The 14,503-nt window shown below is 61.9% G+C and carries 15 protein-coding genes; 12 read left to right on the forward strand and 3 right to left on the reverse strand.

The window, feature by feature from the left end:
• Window positions 1-132: 132 nt before the first annotated feature.
• The 10 genes from ACESMZ_RS02905 (at window position 133) to ACESMZ_RS02950 (ending at window position 10,090) form a co-directional block, all read left to right on the forward strand.
• Window positions 133-1,686, forward strand: coding sequence for an ABC transporter ATP-binding protein (locus ACESMZ_RS02905; protein WP_372957763.1), 1,554 nt, complete (start codon window positions 133-135; stop codon window positions 1,684-1,686).
• A complete protein-coding gene (locus ACESMZ_RS02910; protein WP_372957764.1) occupies window positions 1,673-2,779 on the forward strand; it encodes an ABC transporter permease in 1,107 nt (368 codons plus the stop codon). The genes ACESMZ_RS02905 and ACESMZ_RS02910 overlap by 14 nt, the downstream gene beginning before the upstream one ends.
• Entirely contained in the window at window positions 2,745-3,701 is a 957-nt protein-coding gene (locus ACESMZ_RS02915) for an ABC transporter permease (protein WP_372957765.1), read from the forward strand. The genes ACESMZ_RS02910 and ACESMZ_RS02915 overlap by 35 nt, the downstream gene beginning before the upstream one ends.
• 61 nt (window positions 3,702-3,762) lie before the next feature.
• Window positions 3,763-4,539 carry an outer membrane protein OmpK gene (locus tag ACESMZ_RS02920; protein WP_372957766.1) on the forward strand — a complete coding sequence of 259 codons (777 nt, stop codon included), beginning with the start codon at window positions 3,763-3,765 and terminating at the stop codon, window positions 4,537-4,539.
• Between the two features lie 69 nt (window positions 4,540-4,608).
• Window positions 4,609-5,292, forward strand: coding sequence for a TetR/AcrR family transcriptional regulator (locus ACESMZ_RS02925; protein ID WP_372957767.1), 684 nt, complete (start codon window positions 4,609-4,611; stop codon window positions 5,290-5,292).
• Entirely contained in the window at window positions 5,289-6,221 is a 933-nt protein-coding gene (gene puuE / locus ACESMZ_RS02930; protein ID WP_372957768.1) for an allantoinase PuuE, read from the forward strand. The genes ACESMZ_RS02925 and puuE overlap by 4 nt, the downstream gene beginning before the upstream one ends.
• A 15-nt stretch (window positions 6,222-6,236) precedes the next feature.
• Window positions 6,237-7,265, forward strand: coding sequence for an allantoicase (gene alc, locus ACESMZ_RS02935; RefSeq protein WP_372957769.1), 1,029 nt, complete (start codon window positions 6,237-6,239; stop codon window positions 7,263-7,265).
• Window positions 7,262-7,771 carry an ureidoglycolate lyase gene (locus ACESMZ_RS02940; protein ID WP_372957770.1) on the forward strand — a complete coding sequence of 170 codons (510 nt, stop codon included), beginning with the start codon at window positions 7,262-7,264 and terminating at the stop codon, window positions 7,769-7,771. The genes alc and ACESMZ_RS02940 overlap by 4 nt, the downstream gene beginning before the upstream one ends.
• Window positions 7,768-9,114 (forward strand): amidohydrolase family protein, encoded by a 1,347-nt coding sequence (locus tag ACESMZ_RS02945; RefSeq protein WP_372957771.1) that lies wholly within the window; start codon window positions 7,768-7,770, stop codon window positions 9,112-9,114. The genes ACESMZ_RS02940 and ACESMZ_RS02945 overlap by 4 nt, the downstream gene beginning before the upstream one ends.
• Before the next feature lie 19 nt (window positions 9,115-9,133).
• Window positions 9,134-10,090: an isopenicillin N synthase family dioxygenase gene (locus ACESMZ_RS02950; RefSeq protein WP_372957772.1), complete on the forward strand. Its 957-nt coding sequence runs from the start codon at window positions 9,134-9,136 to the stop codon at window positions 10,088-10,090.
• A 25-nt stretch (window positions 10,091-10,115) separates the two neighbouring features.
• Here the strand turns inward: ACESMZ_RS02950 and ACESMZ_RS02955 are convergent, their stop codons facing one another.
• The 3 genes from ACESMZ_RS02955 to ACESMZ_RS02965 all read right to left on the reverse strand — a co-directional run bounded on the left by ACESMZ_RS02955 (window position 10,116) and on the right by ACESMZ_RS02965 (window position 12,280).
• Entirely contained in the window at window positions 10,116-10,430 is a 315-nt protein-coding gene (locus tag ACESMZ_RS02955) for a hypothetical protein (RefSeq protein ID WP_372957773.1), read from the reverse strand.
• A gap of 2 nt (window positions 10,431-10,432) precedes the next feature.
• Window positions 10,433-10,807, reverse strand: coding sequence for a PH domain-containing protein (locus ACESMZ_RS02960; protein ID WP_372957774.1), 375 nt, complete (start codon window positions 10,805-10,807; stop codon window positions 10,433-10,435).
• A 108-nt stretch (window positions 10,808-10,915) separates the two neighbouring features.
• Window positions 10,916-12,280, reverse strand: coding sequence for an 8-oxoguanine deaminase (locus ACESMZ_RS02965; RefSeq protein WP_372957775.1), 1,365 nt, complete (start codon window positions 12,278-12,280; stop codon window positions 10,916-10,918).
• A 237-nt stretch (window positions 12,281-12,517) separates the two neighbouring features.
• Here ACESMZ_RS02965 and ACESMZ_RS02970 point away from each other — a divergent pair, with 237 nt between their 5' ends.
• Together ACESMZ_RS02970 and ACESMZ_RS02975 are read left to right on the forward strand one after the other, a co-directional pair.
• Window positions 12,518-13,465 carry an isopenicillin N synthase family dioxygenase gene (locus ACESMZ_RS02970; protein WP_372957776.1) on the forward strand — a complete coding sequence of 316 codons (948 nt, stop codon included), beginning with the start codon at window positions 12,518-12,520 and terminating at the stop codon, window positions 13,463-13,465.
• A 23-nt stretch (window positions 13,466-13,488) separates the two neighbouring features.
• Window positions 13,489-14,475: an ABC transporter substrate-binding protein gene (locus ACESMZ_RS02975; RefSeq protein WP_372957777.1), complete on the forward strand. Its 987-nt coding sequence runs from the start codon at window positions 13,489-13,491 to the stop codon at window positions 14,473-14,475.
• Window positions 14,476-14,503 lie beyond the last annotated feature (28 nt).

Consider the following 14,503-nt stretch of genomic DNA (forward strand, 5'->3'; position numbering starts at 1 on the left):
TCTGCAAAAATCTGACCAGTTGGTTCATTTAGTGTTTTTCAGGGACAGAATTAACTATTGGCAAGCAAATTGCTGCTCGTTGAAATGTTGATTGCATGGTCAGTTTATGAATGGCCTGGACGAGGACACTGAATGAAGACGGGGAAGACGATGAGCGCGGCGCTACGCCTGAAGCTGGAAGGTATCGTCAAGGAGTATCCGGGCTGCCGGGCCAATGATGGTATCGACCTGACCGTGGAGGCGGGGGAGATCCACGCACTGCTGGGAGAGAACGGCGCCGGCAAGAGCACCCTGATGAAGGTGATCTATGGGGTGATCCAGCCGGACGCAGGCCGGGTGATCTGGAACGGCCACCCGGTAAAGGTGGAGAGTCCTGCCAGGGCCCGGGAAATGGGTATTGGCATGGTGTTCCAACACTTTTCCCTCTTCGAAACACTGACCGTCGCGGAGAATATCGCCCTGGGCCTGCCCGCCGATGAGGCCCGCGACCGGCGCAAACTGAACCAGCTCATCCGGGAGGTATCGGACCGGTATGGCATGGCCCTGGACCCACGGCGCTATGTGAGCACCCTGTCCATGGGTGAGCGCCAGCGGGTGGAGATCGTCCGCTGTCTGATCCAGGAAAGCACCCTGCTGATCCTGGACGAGCCCACCTCGGTACTCACGCCCCAGGAGGTCGACTCCCTGTTCACCACCCTGCGCCAGCTGGCCAGGGAGGGCTGCAGCGTGCTGTTTATCAGTCACAAGCTGGAAGAGGTGCGCAACCTGTGTGACCGCGCCACCGTGCTACGTCATGGCCGGGTCAGTGGCGACTGCCGCCCGGCGAAGGTATCCACCACGGAGATCGCCCGGCTCATGGTGGGTGACGATACCCCCATATCCACCGAGGTCTCCCGGGCACAGCCAGGGGACAGCCTGCTGAAGGTCCGGAATCTGAGCTGGAAGACCCGCGACCCCTTCGGCACCAGCCTGGAACGGGTGGCCTTCGAACTGCGCCGGGGCGAGATCGTGGGCATCGCCGGGGTTGCCGGCAATGGCCAGGACGAGCTGCTCAAGGCGTTGTCCGGCGAGATACCGCTTACACCGGAGTGCATTGAATTGTCGGGTAAACCCATTGGCGACCTGGCACCGAACCAGCGCCGCAGGCTGGGCATGGCGGTGGTTCCCGAGGAGCGTCTGGGGCGGGGAGCTGTGCCGGCCATGTCGCTGGCGGACAACGCCCTGCTGACGGCAGCCGGCGAGGGGTTGGTGGAGCGGGGCCTGGTCCGCCCCGGGCGGGTCCGTGCCTATGCCCGCGAGGTCATCCGCCGGTTCGGTGTGCGTTGCAATGGCGAAGACAGTGCGGCTGCCAGCCTGTCGGGTGGCAACCTGCAAAAGTACATCATCGGGCGCGAGGCACTGCAGAATCCCGAACTGCTGGTTGCCTCCCACCCGACCTGGGGGGTGGATGTGGGCTCCGCCGTGGCTATCCACGAGGCCCTGGTTCACTTGCGCAATGAAGGTGCTGCCATCCTGCTGATCTCCGAGGATCTGGACGAGCTATACCAGTTGTGCAATCGCATTGGCGCCATCTGTCATGGTCGCCTGTCACCCCTGGCAGCAACTGCGGATGTGGGCATTGGTCAGCTGGGACAGTGGATGGCCGGGGATTTCGGTGACGACGGGGTGACCGATGTTGCAGCTTGAACGTCGCCCCGTTGATTCCTCGCTGATGCGCTGGGCATCTCCGGTGCTGGCCCTGGTGCTGACTGTCATTACCGGTTTTGTACTGTTCCTGGCCCTTGGCAAGGACCCCGTGGAGGGGCTGACTTTCTTCTTTATCACCCCGATCAGTGACCTGGTCGGCCTGGCCGAGCTGGGCCTGAAAATGGCGCCCCTGTTGCTGTGCGCCGCCGGCCTGACGGTCTGTTACCGGGCAAAGCTGTGGAACATCGGCGCTGAAGGTCACTTCCTGATGGGTGCACTGGGCGCCAGCGTGGTCGCGGTTGCGCTGGTGGATATGTCCGGCTTCTGGGTGCTGCCTGTGGTCCTGCTGGCGGGGGTGCTGGCAGGCATGCTGTGGGCCGGCATTGCGTCCGGGTTGAAGACCTACCTGAACTGCAACGAGATTCTCACCACCATCATGCTCAACTACATCGCCCTGAACCTGCTGTTATACACGGTTCACGGCCCCCTCAAGGACCCCATGGGGTTTGGTTTTCCCCAGTCGGTAATGTTCGCAGACTCCGCCCTGTTGCCGGCGCTGATACCTGGCACCCGGCTGCACCTGGGGCTTGCCTTCGGTTTGCTGGCGGCGGTGGCGGTCTGGGTACTGTTTGCCCGCAGCTTTATCGGCTTTCAGCTCAACGTGGTGGGGCAGGACCATCGTGCGGCGGCGTTCGCCGGCTTCGGCGCACGCCGGCTTACCTGGTTCGCCTTCCTGGTGGGTGGTGCTACTGCTGGCCTGGCCGGTGCGTCGGAAGTGACCGGCCCCATTGGCCAGCTGGTGCCCCAGGTCTCCCCGGGCTACGGCTATACCGCGATCATCGTGGTGTTCCTCGGGCGGATGCACGCCCTGGGCATCATTGCCGCCAGTGCGCTGCTGGCATTGACCTTTATCGGCGGTGAGATGCTGCAGATCGCCATGAATATGCCCAAGGCGGTTACCGGGTTATTCCAGGGGTTGCTGCTGTTCTACCTGCTGACCTGCGACGCCTTTATCCATTACCGGATACGACTCCGCGCGCCGGTCCGCAAACCCACCCATGTCGCAGCGCCTGCTGCGACCCAGGAGGCCTGAGATGGAGCTGCTGACCAACATTCTGGCGGCCATGGTGGTGGCGGGTACGCCGCTGCTGCTGGTGGCCCTGGGCGAACTGATCTGCGAGCGCTCCGGCGTCCTTAACCTGGGGCAGGAGGGCATGATGCTGATGGGTGCCGTGGCAGGTTTCGTGGCCACACTGTCCACTGGCAGCCTGGCGTTGGGCGTGGCAGTCGCCATCCTTGCCGGGGTTGGCATGTCGCTGCTGTTTGCCTTCATGGCGGTCACCCTGGCGGCCAATCAATATGCCGCCGGGCTGGCGCTTACCATCTTCGGTACCGGTCTGAGCGCGTTCGTGGGGGCCGGATTCGTGGGGGAGTCCATCGACGGGTTTGACCGGGTGGCGATCCCGCTGCTCAGTAATCTTCCGGTGATCGGGCGCGTGTTTTTTCACCAGGACCCGCTGGTCTATTTCTCCCTGGTTGCCTGTGCCGGTATTGCCCTGTTCCTGCACCAGAGCCGTGGCGGCCTGCTGTTGCGGGCAGTGGGAGAGTCCCCCGAGTCTGCCAATGCCAATGGCCTGAAAGTACTGACCATCCGCTATCTGGCGGTGGCCTTTGGCGGTGCCATGGCAGGGCTGGCGGGCGCCTATCTGTCGCTGGCCTACACGCCCATGTGGACCGAGAACATGACCGCCGGGCGTGGCTGGATTGCCCTGGCCCTGGTGGTGTTCGCCACCTGGCGCCCGGAACGGGTCCTGCTGGGGGCGTACCTGTTCGGCGCCGCCAGCATCCTGCACCTGGTGCTGCAGGGGCTGGGCTGGCGGGCCTCCACGGAGCTGCTGGCGATGCTGCCCTACGTGGTCACCATCGTGATGCTGATCCTGCTGTCATTCAATCCGGTGCGTACCCGGCTCAATACACCCCTTTCCCTTGGCCAGCCCTACCGGCCCGGCCACTAACAATAACGACACCCGTATGCCAACGATGACCCAAAAAGAAAGTAACCAGAGAGGTTCAACCATGAATGCATTTCGTAAAACGCTGATTGCTGGCTGTGTTGCTGCAGCTTCCTTTGCCCCTGCGGCCCATGCCGAGAAATTCTTCGGCGGCTCAAGCGTCTCCATTCTCCACAGCAACCAGTACCAGGGCGTGGAGTTCGACGCCGGCGGTGACGGTGGCATGGAGTACGAGGCCACTTATTTCACCTTCGAGAACGCAACAGCCCACAACTGGGGAGGCACCTTCTTCTTCATTGACCGGGACCAGCCCCAGGGTGACCTGGAAGGCACAGATGAGGTTTATGGCGAATTTGCGCCCACCCTCAGCACCAGCTGGCTGAGCGGTCAGGATATGTCATTCGGGCCGGTAAAGGATGTGGTTCTGGCCGGTCAGTACGAATTCGGTGGCGGTACTGAGGTCAATAACTACCTGACCGGCTTCGGTCTGGTGTGGGACGTCCCCGGGTTCAACTACTTCAATACCGCCTTCTACTATGTGAACAACAGCGAGATCGCCGACGACTGGCAGACCACCGTAACCTGGGCCGTGCCTTTCAATGTTGGCCCGGCACTGTTCCTGGTGGACGGCTACATCGACTGGTCCACCTCGGCCAGCGACCATGAGTCCGAGTTCCAGTTCACGCCGCAGATCAAGCTGGATGTCAGCAACTTCTGGGGCGAGCCGGGCGTGCTCTACGCCGGTGTTGAATACCAGTACTGGAACAACAAGTTCGGCCTGGACGATACCCTGATCGACACCCAGAGCTCCGTCAGTGCCCTGGTGAAATTCCACTTTTGATCCGTCGCAGGAGTCCGGCAGAATCATTCTGTCGGACTCCTGAACAAATGGACAACAAGTGAGAAGACAATGACCAATCAAACCGTCGCAGACGCTCCTGCCCGTGCCAGTGGTTCCGGTAACGGCCGCAAATACCGCCCGGGGCGGATCCGGGAACGAAACCGGGAAAAGATCCTGCAGGCTGCGGAGCAGGAATTTGCCCAGCATGGCTACAAGGGTGCCACCATCCAGAACATCGCGGAGCGGGCGGGGTTGCCCAAATCCAATGTGCTGTACTACTTCAGCAACAAGAAGCGCATGTACAGCGCCATGTTCGATGACATTCTGGCGCGCTGGAACAAGGTCTTCACCGATATCCGGCCCGAAGACGATCCGGCGGTGGCACTGTCCACCTTCATTCGGACCAAGGTGGAAATGTCACGGCACTATCCGCTGGCTTCCCGGTTGTTTGCCATGGAAATCATCCAGGGCGCGCCGTTCCTGCTGGATCACCTGCGCACCAATATGCGGGAGTGGGTCCGCGGTCGGGCCGAGGTGATGCAGCAGTGGATCGACGATGGCCGCATGGCACCGGTAGACCCTGTACAGCTGATTTTCCTGATCTGGTCATCCACACAACATTACGCTGACTTCCAGGTACAGATCCTGATGGTGGAAAACAAGGCCGAGTACGAAAAGCGTGACTTTGACCATGCGGCCGACTTCCTTGTCGAGGTGATCCTGCGGGGCTGTGGTCTGGAAAAACCGACATGAACGAATCTGAACCCTATCCCAGGGATATGCGTGGCTATGGTGAGCACCCGCCACACCCCCGCTGGCCTGGTGATGCACGGGTCGCCGTGCAATTCGTCCTCAACTACGAAGAAGGCGGCGAGAACTGTGTGCTTCATGGCGACGAGCACTCCGAGACCTTTCTTTCCGACATTATCGGTGCCGAGGCCTACCATGACCGGCATATGAGCATGGAGTCCCTGTACGAGTATGGTTCCCGCGCCGGGGTCTGGCGCATCCTCAGGGAATTTCGCAGGCGCCGGCTGCCACTGACCGTGTTTGGCGTCACCATGGCCATGGCCCGCAACCCGGATGTGGTCAGGGCCTTCATGGCCGATGGCCACGAAATCGCCTGCCACGGTATGCGCTGGATCCACTACCAGGACATGAGTGAGTCGGAAGAGCGCCGCTACCTTGAGCTGGCCATTGAGCAGCACACTCGCCTCACCGGGGCGCCGCCCCTGGGCTGGTATACCGGACGCGATAGCCCCAATACTCGCCGGCTGGTGGTGGAGCAGGGTAGCTTTGAATACGACAGCGACTATTACGGCGACGACCTGCCGTTCTGGACCACCGTGACCACCCGCAACGGCTCAGAGGAGCCCCACCTGGTGGTGCCCTATACCCTGGAGGCCAACGACATGCGATTTACTTCGCCCCAGGGCTTCAATTCCGGTGAGCAGTTCTTCCAGTACCTGAAGGACAGTTTTGATGTGCTCTACGAGGAAGGTGAAGAGAGTCCGAAAATGCTGTCCGTGGGCCTGCACTGCCGAATCGTTGGCCGTCCTGGTCGATTCCGCGCACTGCAACGCTTTCTCGATTATATCCAGCAACACCAGCAGGTCTGGGTCTGCCGTCGCATTGATATCGCCCGCCACTGGAAACAGGTGCACCCCTACCAACCTCATTGATACCGGAGCAAACGAATGACTGATGCCGTGGTGGCCCCCGTAATCGAGGGACCCGACTTTACCCGCCAGGGGCTGAACCTGGCGGATGGCAGCCTGGGCGCAGAAGTGGTCCGGGTGACGGATGAATTCTTCGGTCCCCGGGAGCGCATGCTCAGCCCCGACCAGCCCGTATTCTACCCGGACCGTTACGACGAGCACGGCAAGTGGATGGATGGCTGGGAAACCCGCCGCCGCCGTATCACTGGCCATGACTGGTGCATTGTGCGCCTGGCCATGCCCGGTGTGCTGACGGGCGTGGATTTCGATACCAGTTTCTTTACCGGTAACTTTCCCCCGGCGGCTTCCCTGGAAGCCTGTTTCAGTCCCGAAGGTGAGCCGGACGAACACGGTGACTGGCAACCCCTGGTGCCGGCTACCGAGCTCAAGGGCAACGATCACCGCTTCTGCGCTATATCGAGCGAGCGGCCTTTTACCCATGTGCGGGTGCAGATCTTTCCGGATGGCGGCCTGGCCCGGCTGCGAGTGTACGGCAAGCCATTCTGTGACTGGTCCACCCTGGCAGGCGGCGAATCCCTGAACCTGCTGGCCCTGGAATATGGCGCCGACCAGGTGGACCAGGCCTGGAGCGACGCCCACTATGGTGAACCCCGCAAGCTGCTGCGACCGGGCCGGGGCATCAATATGGGCGATGGCTGGGAAACACGCCGTCGCCGGGAACCGGGCAATGACTGGTGCATCCTGGCCCTGGGTCACAAGGGAATCGCCGAGCGTATCCAGGTAGACACCGCCCATTTCAAGGGCAACTTTCCCTCTGCCTGCTCCATCCAGGCTGCCTGTGTGAATGAAGGCGCGGCCACGCCCCGGTCCCTGGTTACCCAGAGCATGTTCTGGCATACCCTGATGGACGAACAGCCGTTGACAGCGGACAGCATCCACGAATTCCGTGAACTGAACAGCCTGGGTCCGATTACCCATATCCGGTTCAACATGATGCCGGACGGTGGCGTCAGCCGGGTGCGCCTGTTCGGGAAGCCGGTGTCATGAGCTCGCCCCGGGAAATCATCGCCGAGCCCCTGACGAGGGAGGCTTTCGCGCGCTTTGGTGAGGTCATTGATACCCGGGGCGCTGATGCTTTCCCCATAAACCAGGGCCGTACCGAACGGTTCCACGCCCTGGCCGGTGTGGAGCTCCCGGGTGATGATGCCCGGGCCATTTTGTCCATATTCCGGGGCCAACCCCTCGACCCCCTGCAAATTAACCTGATGGAACGCCACCCCCTGGGCAGCCAGGCGTTCGTGCCCATCAACAACCAGCCCTTCCTGGCAGTGGTGGCGCCCCCGGGCGACTTCGATGAATCCGCTATTCGGGTCTTCCTTGTCCGGGGTAACCAGGGGCTGAACTACCGGGCCGGCACCTGGCATGCGCCGCTGCTGCCCCTGGCTGCGGACTCGGACTACCTGGTGGTAGACCGCCAGGGCCCGGGTGAGAACTGTGACGAAGTGATCCTTACAACACCTGTCAGGCCAGTGATTGAGGGAGGTAGCCTGTGACCCGTTTCGCCATCTGTAACGCCGCGATTTTCACGGTCGATCCGCGCAACCGGGTTATTCCCGATGGCACCCTGGTGGTAGAGGAGGGGGTTATTGCGCGGTTGGGGGATAGCCGGGAAATTCCCGTTCCCGCTGATTGCGAGGTGATTGATGGCAAAGGGTACGCCCTGATGCCGGGCCTGATCGACTGTCACTCCCACTCCAGCCTCATGCGGGGTGTGACCGAGAACATGCCGCTGATGGACTGGCTGCCCTGGTACCAGCTGGAGCACCGGGCCATGACGGAGGAGTTCGCTTACCATTCGGCCCGCCTTTGCTACCTGGAAGCCCTGCAGTCCGGTACCACCTGCGTGATGGACATGTTCCGTTACATGGACCGTTGTGCCGATGCCGCTGGCGAGCTTGGTCTGCGGGTGCAGCTGGCCCCCTACGTGGCTGACCGCCCCGGCAAGGACTTTTTCTCCACCCGGGAAGAGAACCGCCGGCTGATCCGCTCCCACCATGAAACGCAGAACGGCCGCATCCGCGTGTGGATGGGGCTGGAGCACCTGTTCTACTGCACAGAAGACGCCTATCGGGAAGCCGCTGCCCTGAGCCGTGAGTTTGGCGTTGGCATCCATACCCATGCCAGCGAACAGAAAGAGGAGGAGCAGGCAGTCACTGCTGAGTTTGGACGCCGGTCCCTGGCCATGCTGGACCATTACGGCATCCTCGGCGAACAAACCCTGCTGGCTCACTGTGTCTGGCTGAACAATGATGAGATCGCCCGGGTGGCGGATACTGGAACCAGCATCGCCCATTGCCCGGTCAGCAACGCCAAGCTCGCCAGTGGTGTGGCACCGGTGCCGGAGCTGCTGGCGGCGGGCGTGACGGTAGGCCTGGGTACTGACGGGCCGGTTTGCAATAACAGCCTGACCCTGTTTGAGGAAATGAAGTTCGCCTCCCTGATCCAGAAAGCCACCCGTCTCGATGCCACCGCACTGCCTGCCGACCAGGTCCTGCGTATGGCCACCATCAATGGTGCGAAAGCCCTGGGGCTGGATCATGAGATCGGCTCACTGGAGCCGGGCAAGAAAGCGGACCTGCTATTGCTGGATACCGGCCAGGCCAACCTGGCCCCGGTCAGTGTCGATGAGCAGGGTGGCAACCTGATCTGGAACCTGGTTTTCGCCGCCGGTACCACCAATGTTGACTCGGTCTGGGTAGACGGGCACCAGCTCATCGCCAGGGGCCAGCCGGTGCAGATCGGTGCGGCATCCGTCATAGCGGATGCCCGGCAACAGGGCCTGCGCTTGCACGAGGCCTGTCGCAGCCTGGCTCATACCCGAATCCCCATGAACTGATTTGTCCGGAGACAGAACCATGCCGTCCTTACCCCTGATTTCCATTGCCGGTCTCAACAGCGACGACCCTGTGGTGCGTCGGAAAACCGCCGCTGAGCTGGGCCGTGCCTGCCGGGAGGTGGGCTTTTTCTACGCCACAGATCATGGCATTCCCGATAACGTTCTTGAGTCCGTCTTTGCGGGTGCCAGGAATCTGTTCGGGTTGCCCCTGAGTGAGAAGGAAGCACTATCCATCAAGCTTTCACCCCATAACCGGGGCTATGTGGCCATGTCCGATGAGAAGCTGAATCCGCAGGCGGGATCGGATATGAAGGAAGCTTTCAACATTGGTACCGACTTCCCGGAAGACCACCCCGACGTAGTGGCCGGCAAGCCCTTCCGGGGCGTGAACTTCTGGCCGCCCATCCCGGGATGGCGGGAGCACGCCCTGGGTTATTTCAATCATTGCCTGGAGCTGGGACGCACCATCCACCGGGGATTCAGTCTCGACCTGGGCCTGGACGAGGGTTTCTTCGCACAGCACCTGACCCTGCCCATTGCCACCCTGCGGATGCTGCGTTACCCGGCCAGTGCGGGGCAGGTAGCCCGTGACGATGGTGGCGCCGGTACCCACACCGATTATGGCAATATCACCATCCTGGCCACCGATGAGGTGGCTGGGCTGGAGGTGCTTAACCGACAGGGAGAATGGATCCAGGCCCCTTATGTGCCGGGGGCCTTTGTCTGCAATATTGGCGACTGCCTGATGCGATGGAGTAACGACACCTATGTGTCGACCCCCCATCGTGTGCGGCCGCCAGCGCGGGAACGTTACGCCATTGCTTTCTTCCTGGAAGTGAACCCGGACTCGGTGGTGGACCCGCGGGATGTCGTCAAAGATGAGGCGCCGAAGTACGAGCCGATCACCTGCGCCGAGTACCTGGCGTCACGGCTGAACGCCACCTATGACCACCGGGCGGTGGACAAGCAGACCTGATACGTCGCACCCAGGCCAGATGCGGTCAGAATATCCAGGCGATCAGCAGCCACAGCACCAGGAAGAAGGCAAAGAAGCCCAGTAGCATGAACTGCAACTCGCCCAGCAGGCCGTCGCCGGCCGCGATGGCGAAGATAATAAGTACCGCAATGGTGGTGATGAAGGCCAGGACAGCCGCTTCCTTCAGATCCACCCCGGGTGCCAGGTAGGCCTGGTTGAAGTCGGACAGCATGGGCACGGACAGCAGCAGGCCACTGGCCAGCGCCACCACCAATACAAGCAGAACGAAAGCCAGGGTTCTGGCTTCTTTCCGGTCCCGGGACTCGTCGTCACTCGCCATGGCTATGCCCCCTGCCGTTCCTTGATCAGGGTGCGGAGGTCATGGGGGCTGGGCAGCCCGGCCACTTCGATCTCCGGCTCGTCACCGGCGGTAAAGATGGAAATTCTGCCGACACCAAAAATCCGGTTGAAGAACGACTGGTAGACGTTCACCGAACGAATGCGCCTCACGTCAAGCTCCATCCGCTCCTTGCTCAGCAGCCCTTTTTCCAGAACCAGGTCGTTGCCGGTGAATTCCAGCTTGGTGGACTTGCACTGCAGGTACCACCACAGCAGGATCAGGATCCCGACGGCAAGGGGGATCAGCAGGATCGACAGGATAAACCCCAGGGGGTTGTTCCGGAACATGGCCGGGTGCTCTGAATAGCTTGCCTCCACAAGGTCCTCCTCAATCGTGTCTGGAATGGAGGCATTAGACCACCTGTAGAGGCAAATTTCGACTCCCTGCGATGACCGTCGCGCAACCTCCGGTGGCCGCCCGGCCGATCAGGGATTCAGCAGTCGTGCCGCCATCCGGTTCTGCTCCTCGATAATGTGGGGCAGCGAGCGGGTCAGCAGATGGCCCTCCTCAATCACCACCCGGCCGTTGATGATGCTCCAGGCCGCCCGGGGTGGGGTACAGAACACCAGCGAGGCCAGGGGGTCGCCCAGGCTCCCGGCCATGGCGATATCGTCGGTGCGGAAAGCGACGATGTCGGCGCAGTAGCCGGCCTGGATGCGCCCAAGGGCATCGCCCCGGCCGAGCACCTCGGCGCCGCCCCGGGTGGCAATTCTCAGTGCTTCCCGCGCAGTCATATGGCCGGGGTTCTGCTCGCGAACCCGCGCGGACAGCATCGCCAGTCGAGCCTCATCCAGCAGGTTGCCGCTGTCGTTGGAGGCGCTGCCGTCGACGCCCAGCCCCACCTTTACGCCGGCGTCGAGCATCCGGCGAACCGGGGCAATGCCCGAGGCCAGCCGCATATTGGAGCAGGGGCAGTGGGCGACACCGGTACCGGTGCGGGCAAACAGGGCGATGCCGGGGTCGTCCAGATGCACGCAGTGGGCGTGCCAGACATCGTCGCCCACCCAGCCCACCTCCCCGGTGAACTCCGTGGGCGTCATTCCGTAGCGCTCCTTGCTGAAGGCCACATCCTTCCAGTTTTCCGCGGTGTGGGTGTGCAGGCCCACCTTCAGGGAACGGGCCATGGTGGCGGCTTCGCGCATCAGGTCGGTGGTCACGGTAAAGGGAGAGCAGGGCGCCAGTGCGACCCGCACCATGGCATCGGGGCGATGGTCGTGATGGGTCTCCACCACTCGCTGCATGTCTTTCAGGATGGCGTTTTCATCCGCCTCCACCAGTGCATCCGGCGGCAGGCCGCCCTGGCTCTGTCCCAGACTCATGGCACCCCGTGCGCCGTGGAAGCGGATGCCCATCTCGGTGGCGGCCTGCACGCTGTCGTCCAGGGTAATGCCGTTGACGTGAAGGTAGGCATGGTCCGCCGCCGTGGTGCAGCCGGACAGCATCAGTTCTGCCATGGCGGTGCGGCTGGCGGCCCGCTGCATCTGCGGGGTGATGTTGCGCCACACCGGGAACAGGGCGCTGAGCCAGTCGAACAGTTCGCCGTTCTGGGCCGCCGGCAGGGCCCGGGTCAGGGACTGGAACATGTGATGATGGGTGTTGATCAGGCCGGGTATCACTACATGGCCGGTCAGGTCGACGATGCGGTCGGCCTGGCCCGGGCATTCTTCAGCAGGGCCGACGGCTTCAATCCGGTTGTCACGGATCAGGATGTATCCGTTTTCAAGTTCCCGCTCGCCGTCATCCATGGTGGCAATGAGTCTGGCATTTTTCAGTAACAGCGTTTTCGTCATCAGGTATTTCCCGCTCCGGGTCGTTGAGGTGGGCAAGCCATGCAAGAGTGGTGCCTCAGCTTGTGCCCTGAAAGACTGACTTTCTGGTCATAAATTTTGGCTGATGCACCTATATGAGGCATTTCACTCGTGGTTATGACCTGAAGAAAGGCGATAACCGGCGTTTTCCTGATGGCACATCCGTTGCTAATAAATTGACCAAATGGGCAATAAATATTACTGGCAATGGGAGGGACCATGTTGGAAGGCACACCGGAAATACCCGTAATCGACTTTGCTCCCTTTCTGGAAGGAACGGCCTCATCCCGTCAGGCGGTTGCCACGGAAATGCGCCAGGCCAGCAGGGAGTGGGGCTTTTTCTACCTGGCCAACTGCGGCATGCCGGAAAAACAGCTGGCCGAAGCGTTTGCTGCGTCGAAGGCATTTTTCAGCCTGCCGGTGGAGGCGAAGAACCGGGTGGCCTGGCAGAACGCCGAGAGCAACCGGGGTTATGTAGGCATCAAGCGTGAGCGCCTGGATCCGGCACGGCCCGGCGACCTGAAGGAAGCCTTCAACCTGGCGCCCGAGCAACCCGGACCGGGGGCCCACCGCAACCGGTGGCCGGCCGGACCGCCGGACTTCGAGGCGGTGATGACGCGGTTCCTGGACGAGTGTATCGCCACCGCGGACCGGGTGCTGGAGGGCTTTGCCCTGGCTCTGGACCAGCCGGCGGATTTCTTTGTGGGTGCCCATGACCAGCACCACCACACTCTGCGGTTGTTGCATTACCCACCACTGCCGGAAGGGTTTGAGCCCCATGACGGAGAGAGCCGCGCCGGCGCCCACACCGACTACGGCAGCATCACCCTGCTGTTCCAGGACTCCGTGGGTGGCCTTGAGGTGTGCACCCGCTCCGGTGAATGGATACGGGCAACGCCGATGCCTGGCACCGTGGTGGTCAATACCGGCGATCTGATGCACCGGTGGACCAATCATGTGTTCTCCTCCACACCCCACCGGGTGAACGTGGCACCGGAGCACCGCCACCGGGATCGCTACTCCATTGCGTTTTTCTGCCACCCCAACAAGGAGGCGGAGATCGCCTGTATCGACACCTGTGCCACGGCGGAGACACCGCCAATCTATGAACCCATTTCGGCGGGCCAGCACCTGCAGGAAAAGCTGACCAGTACCTATGGGGCCTGAGCCCCGAAACCGGAGGAGTTACCATGAACAAACTGCGAACCCTGGCCGTAGGCGTATCGCTCTCGGCGAGCACCCTGGCGGGTCTTGCCCAGGCCGACGAACTGACCCCGGTCACCGTGGCCACCACCTGGTATGCCCAGGCGGAACACGGCGGCATCTACGCCGCCAAGGCCATGGGTATCTACGAGGAACATGGTCTGGACGTGACCATCAAGATGGGCGGCCCCCAGGTCAATAACGTGCAGCTGCTGATGGGGGGCGCGGTGGACTTCATCATGGGTTACGCCCTGCAGTCCCTGAACTCGGTCAATGAGGAAGTGCCCCTGGTGACGGTGGCCGCCTTCTTCCAGAAAGATCCCCAGTCACTGGTGGTTCACACCGGCGTTGGCCATGACTCACTGGAAGACCTTAAGGGCAAGGCCATGCGGGTGCCCACCGCCGGCCGCGTGGCCTACTGGCCCTGGCTGAAGACCGAGTATGGTTATACCGATGATCAGCTGAAGGCCTATGACTACAGCTTTGCCCCGTTCATCCAGGACGACCAGACCATCCAGCAGGGTTACGTCACCAACGACGGCTACTTCCTGGAGCAGGCCGGTGTCGAGGGCAAGAGTCTGTTGCTGGCGGACTATGGTTGGGAGGCCTATTCCGCCACCCTGGACACCACCCGGGAGATGGTTGAGGAAAACCCGGAGGTGGTGCAGAAGATGGTGGCCGCCACTGCCGAGGGTTGGGAGGCCTATTTCGAGAACCCGGAACCGGCAAATGCGCTGATCAAGGAGGACAACCCGGAAATGCAGGACGAACTGCTGGCCTATAGCCATGGCAAAATGCAAAAGGAAGGCATACTGCTGTCCGGTGCCGCCGAAGACGGCCGCTACGGCATGATGACCCGTGAGCGCTGGCAGGCGTTTTTCGAGGATATGGTGGCCGCCGGCACCCTGCCGGAGGACCTGGACTGGGAAAAGGCGTTTGAGCTGACCTTCGTGGAGACGATATACGGCGAGTGAGCGCCTGTCGGACGGTTTGAAAAGGGCG

The sequence above is a fragment of the Marinobacter sp. genome (assembly GCF_041690615.1).
Classification (GTDB): Bacteria; Pseudomonadota; Gammaproteobacteria; order Pseudomonadales; family Oleiphilaceae; genus Marinobacter.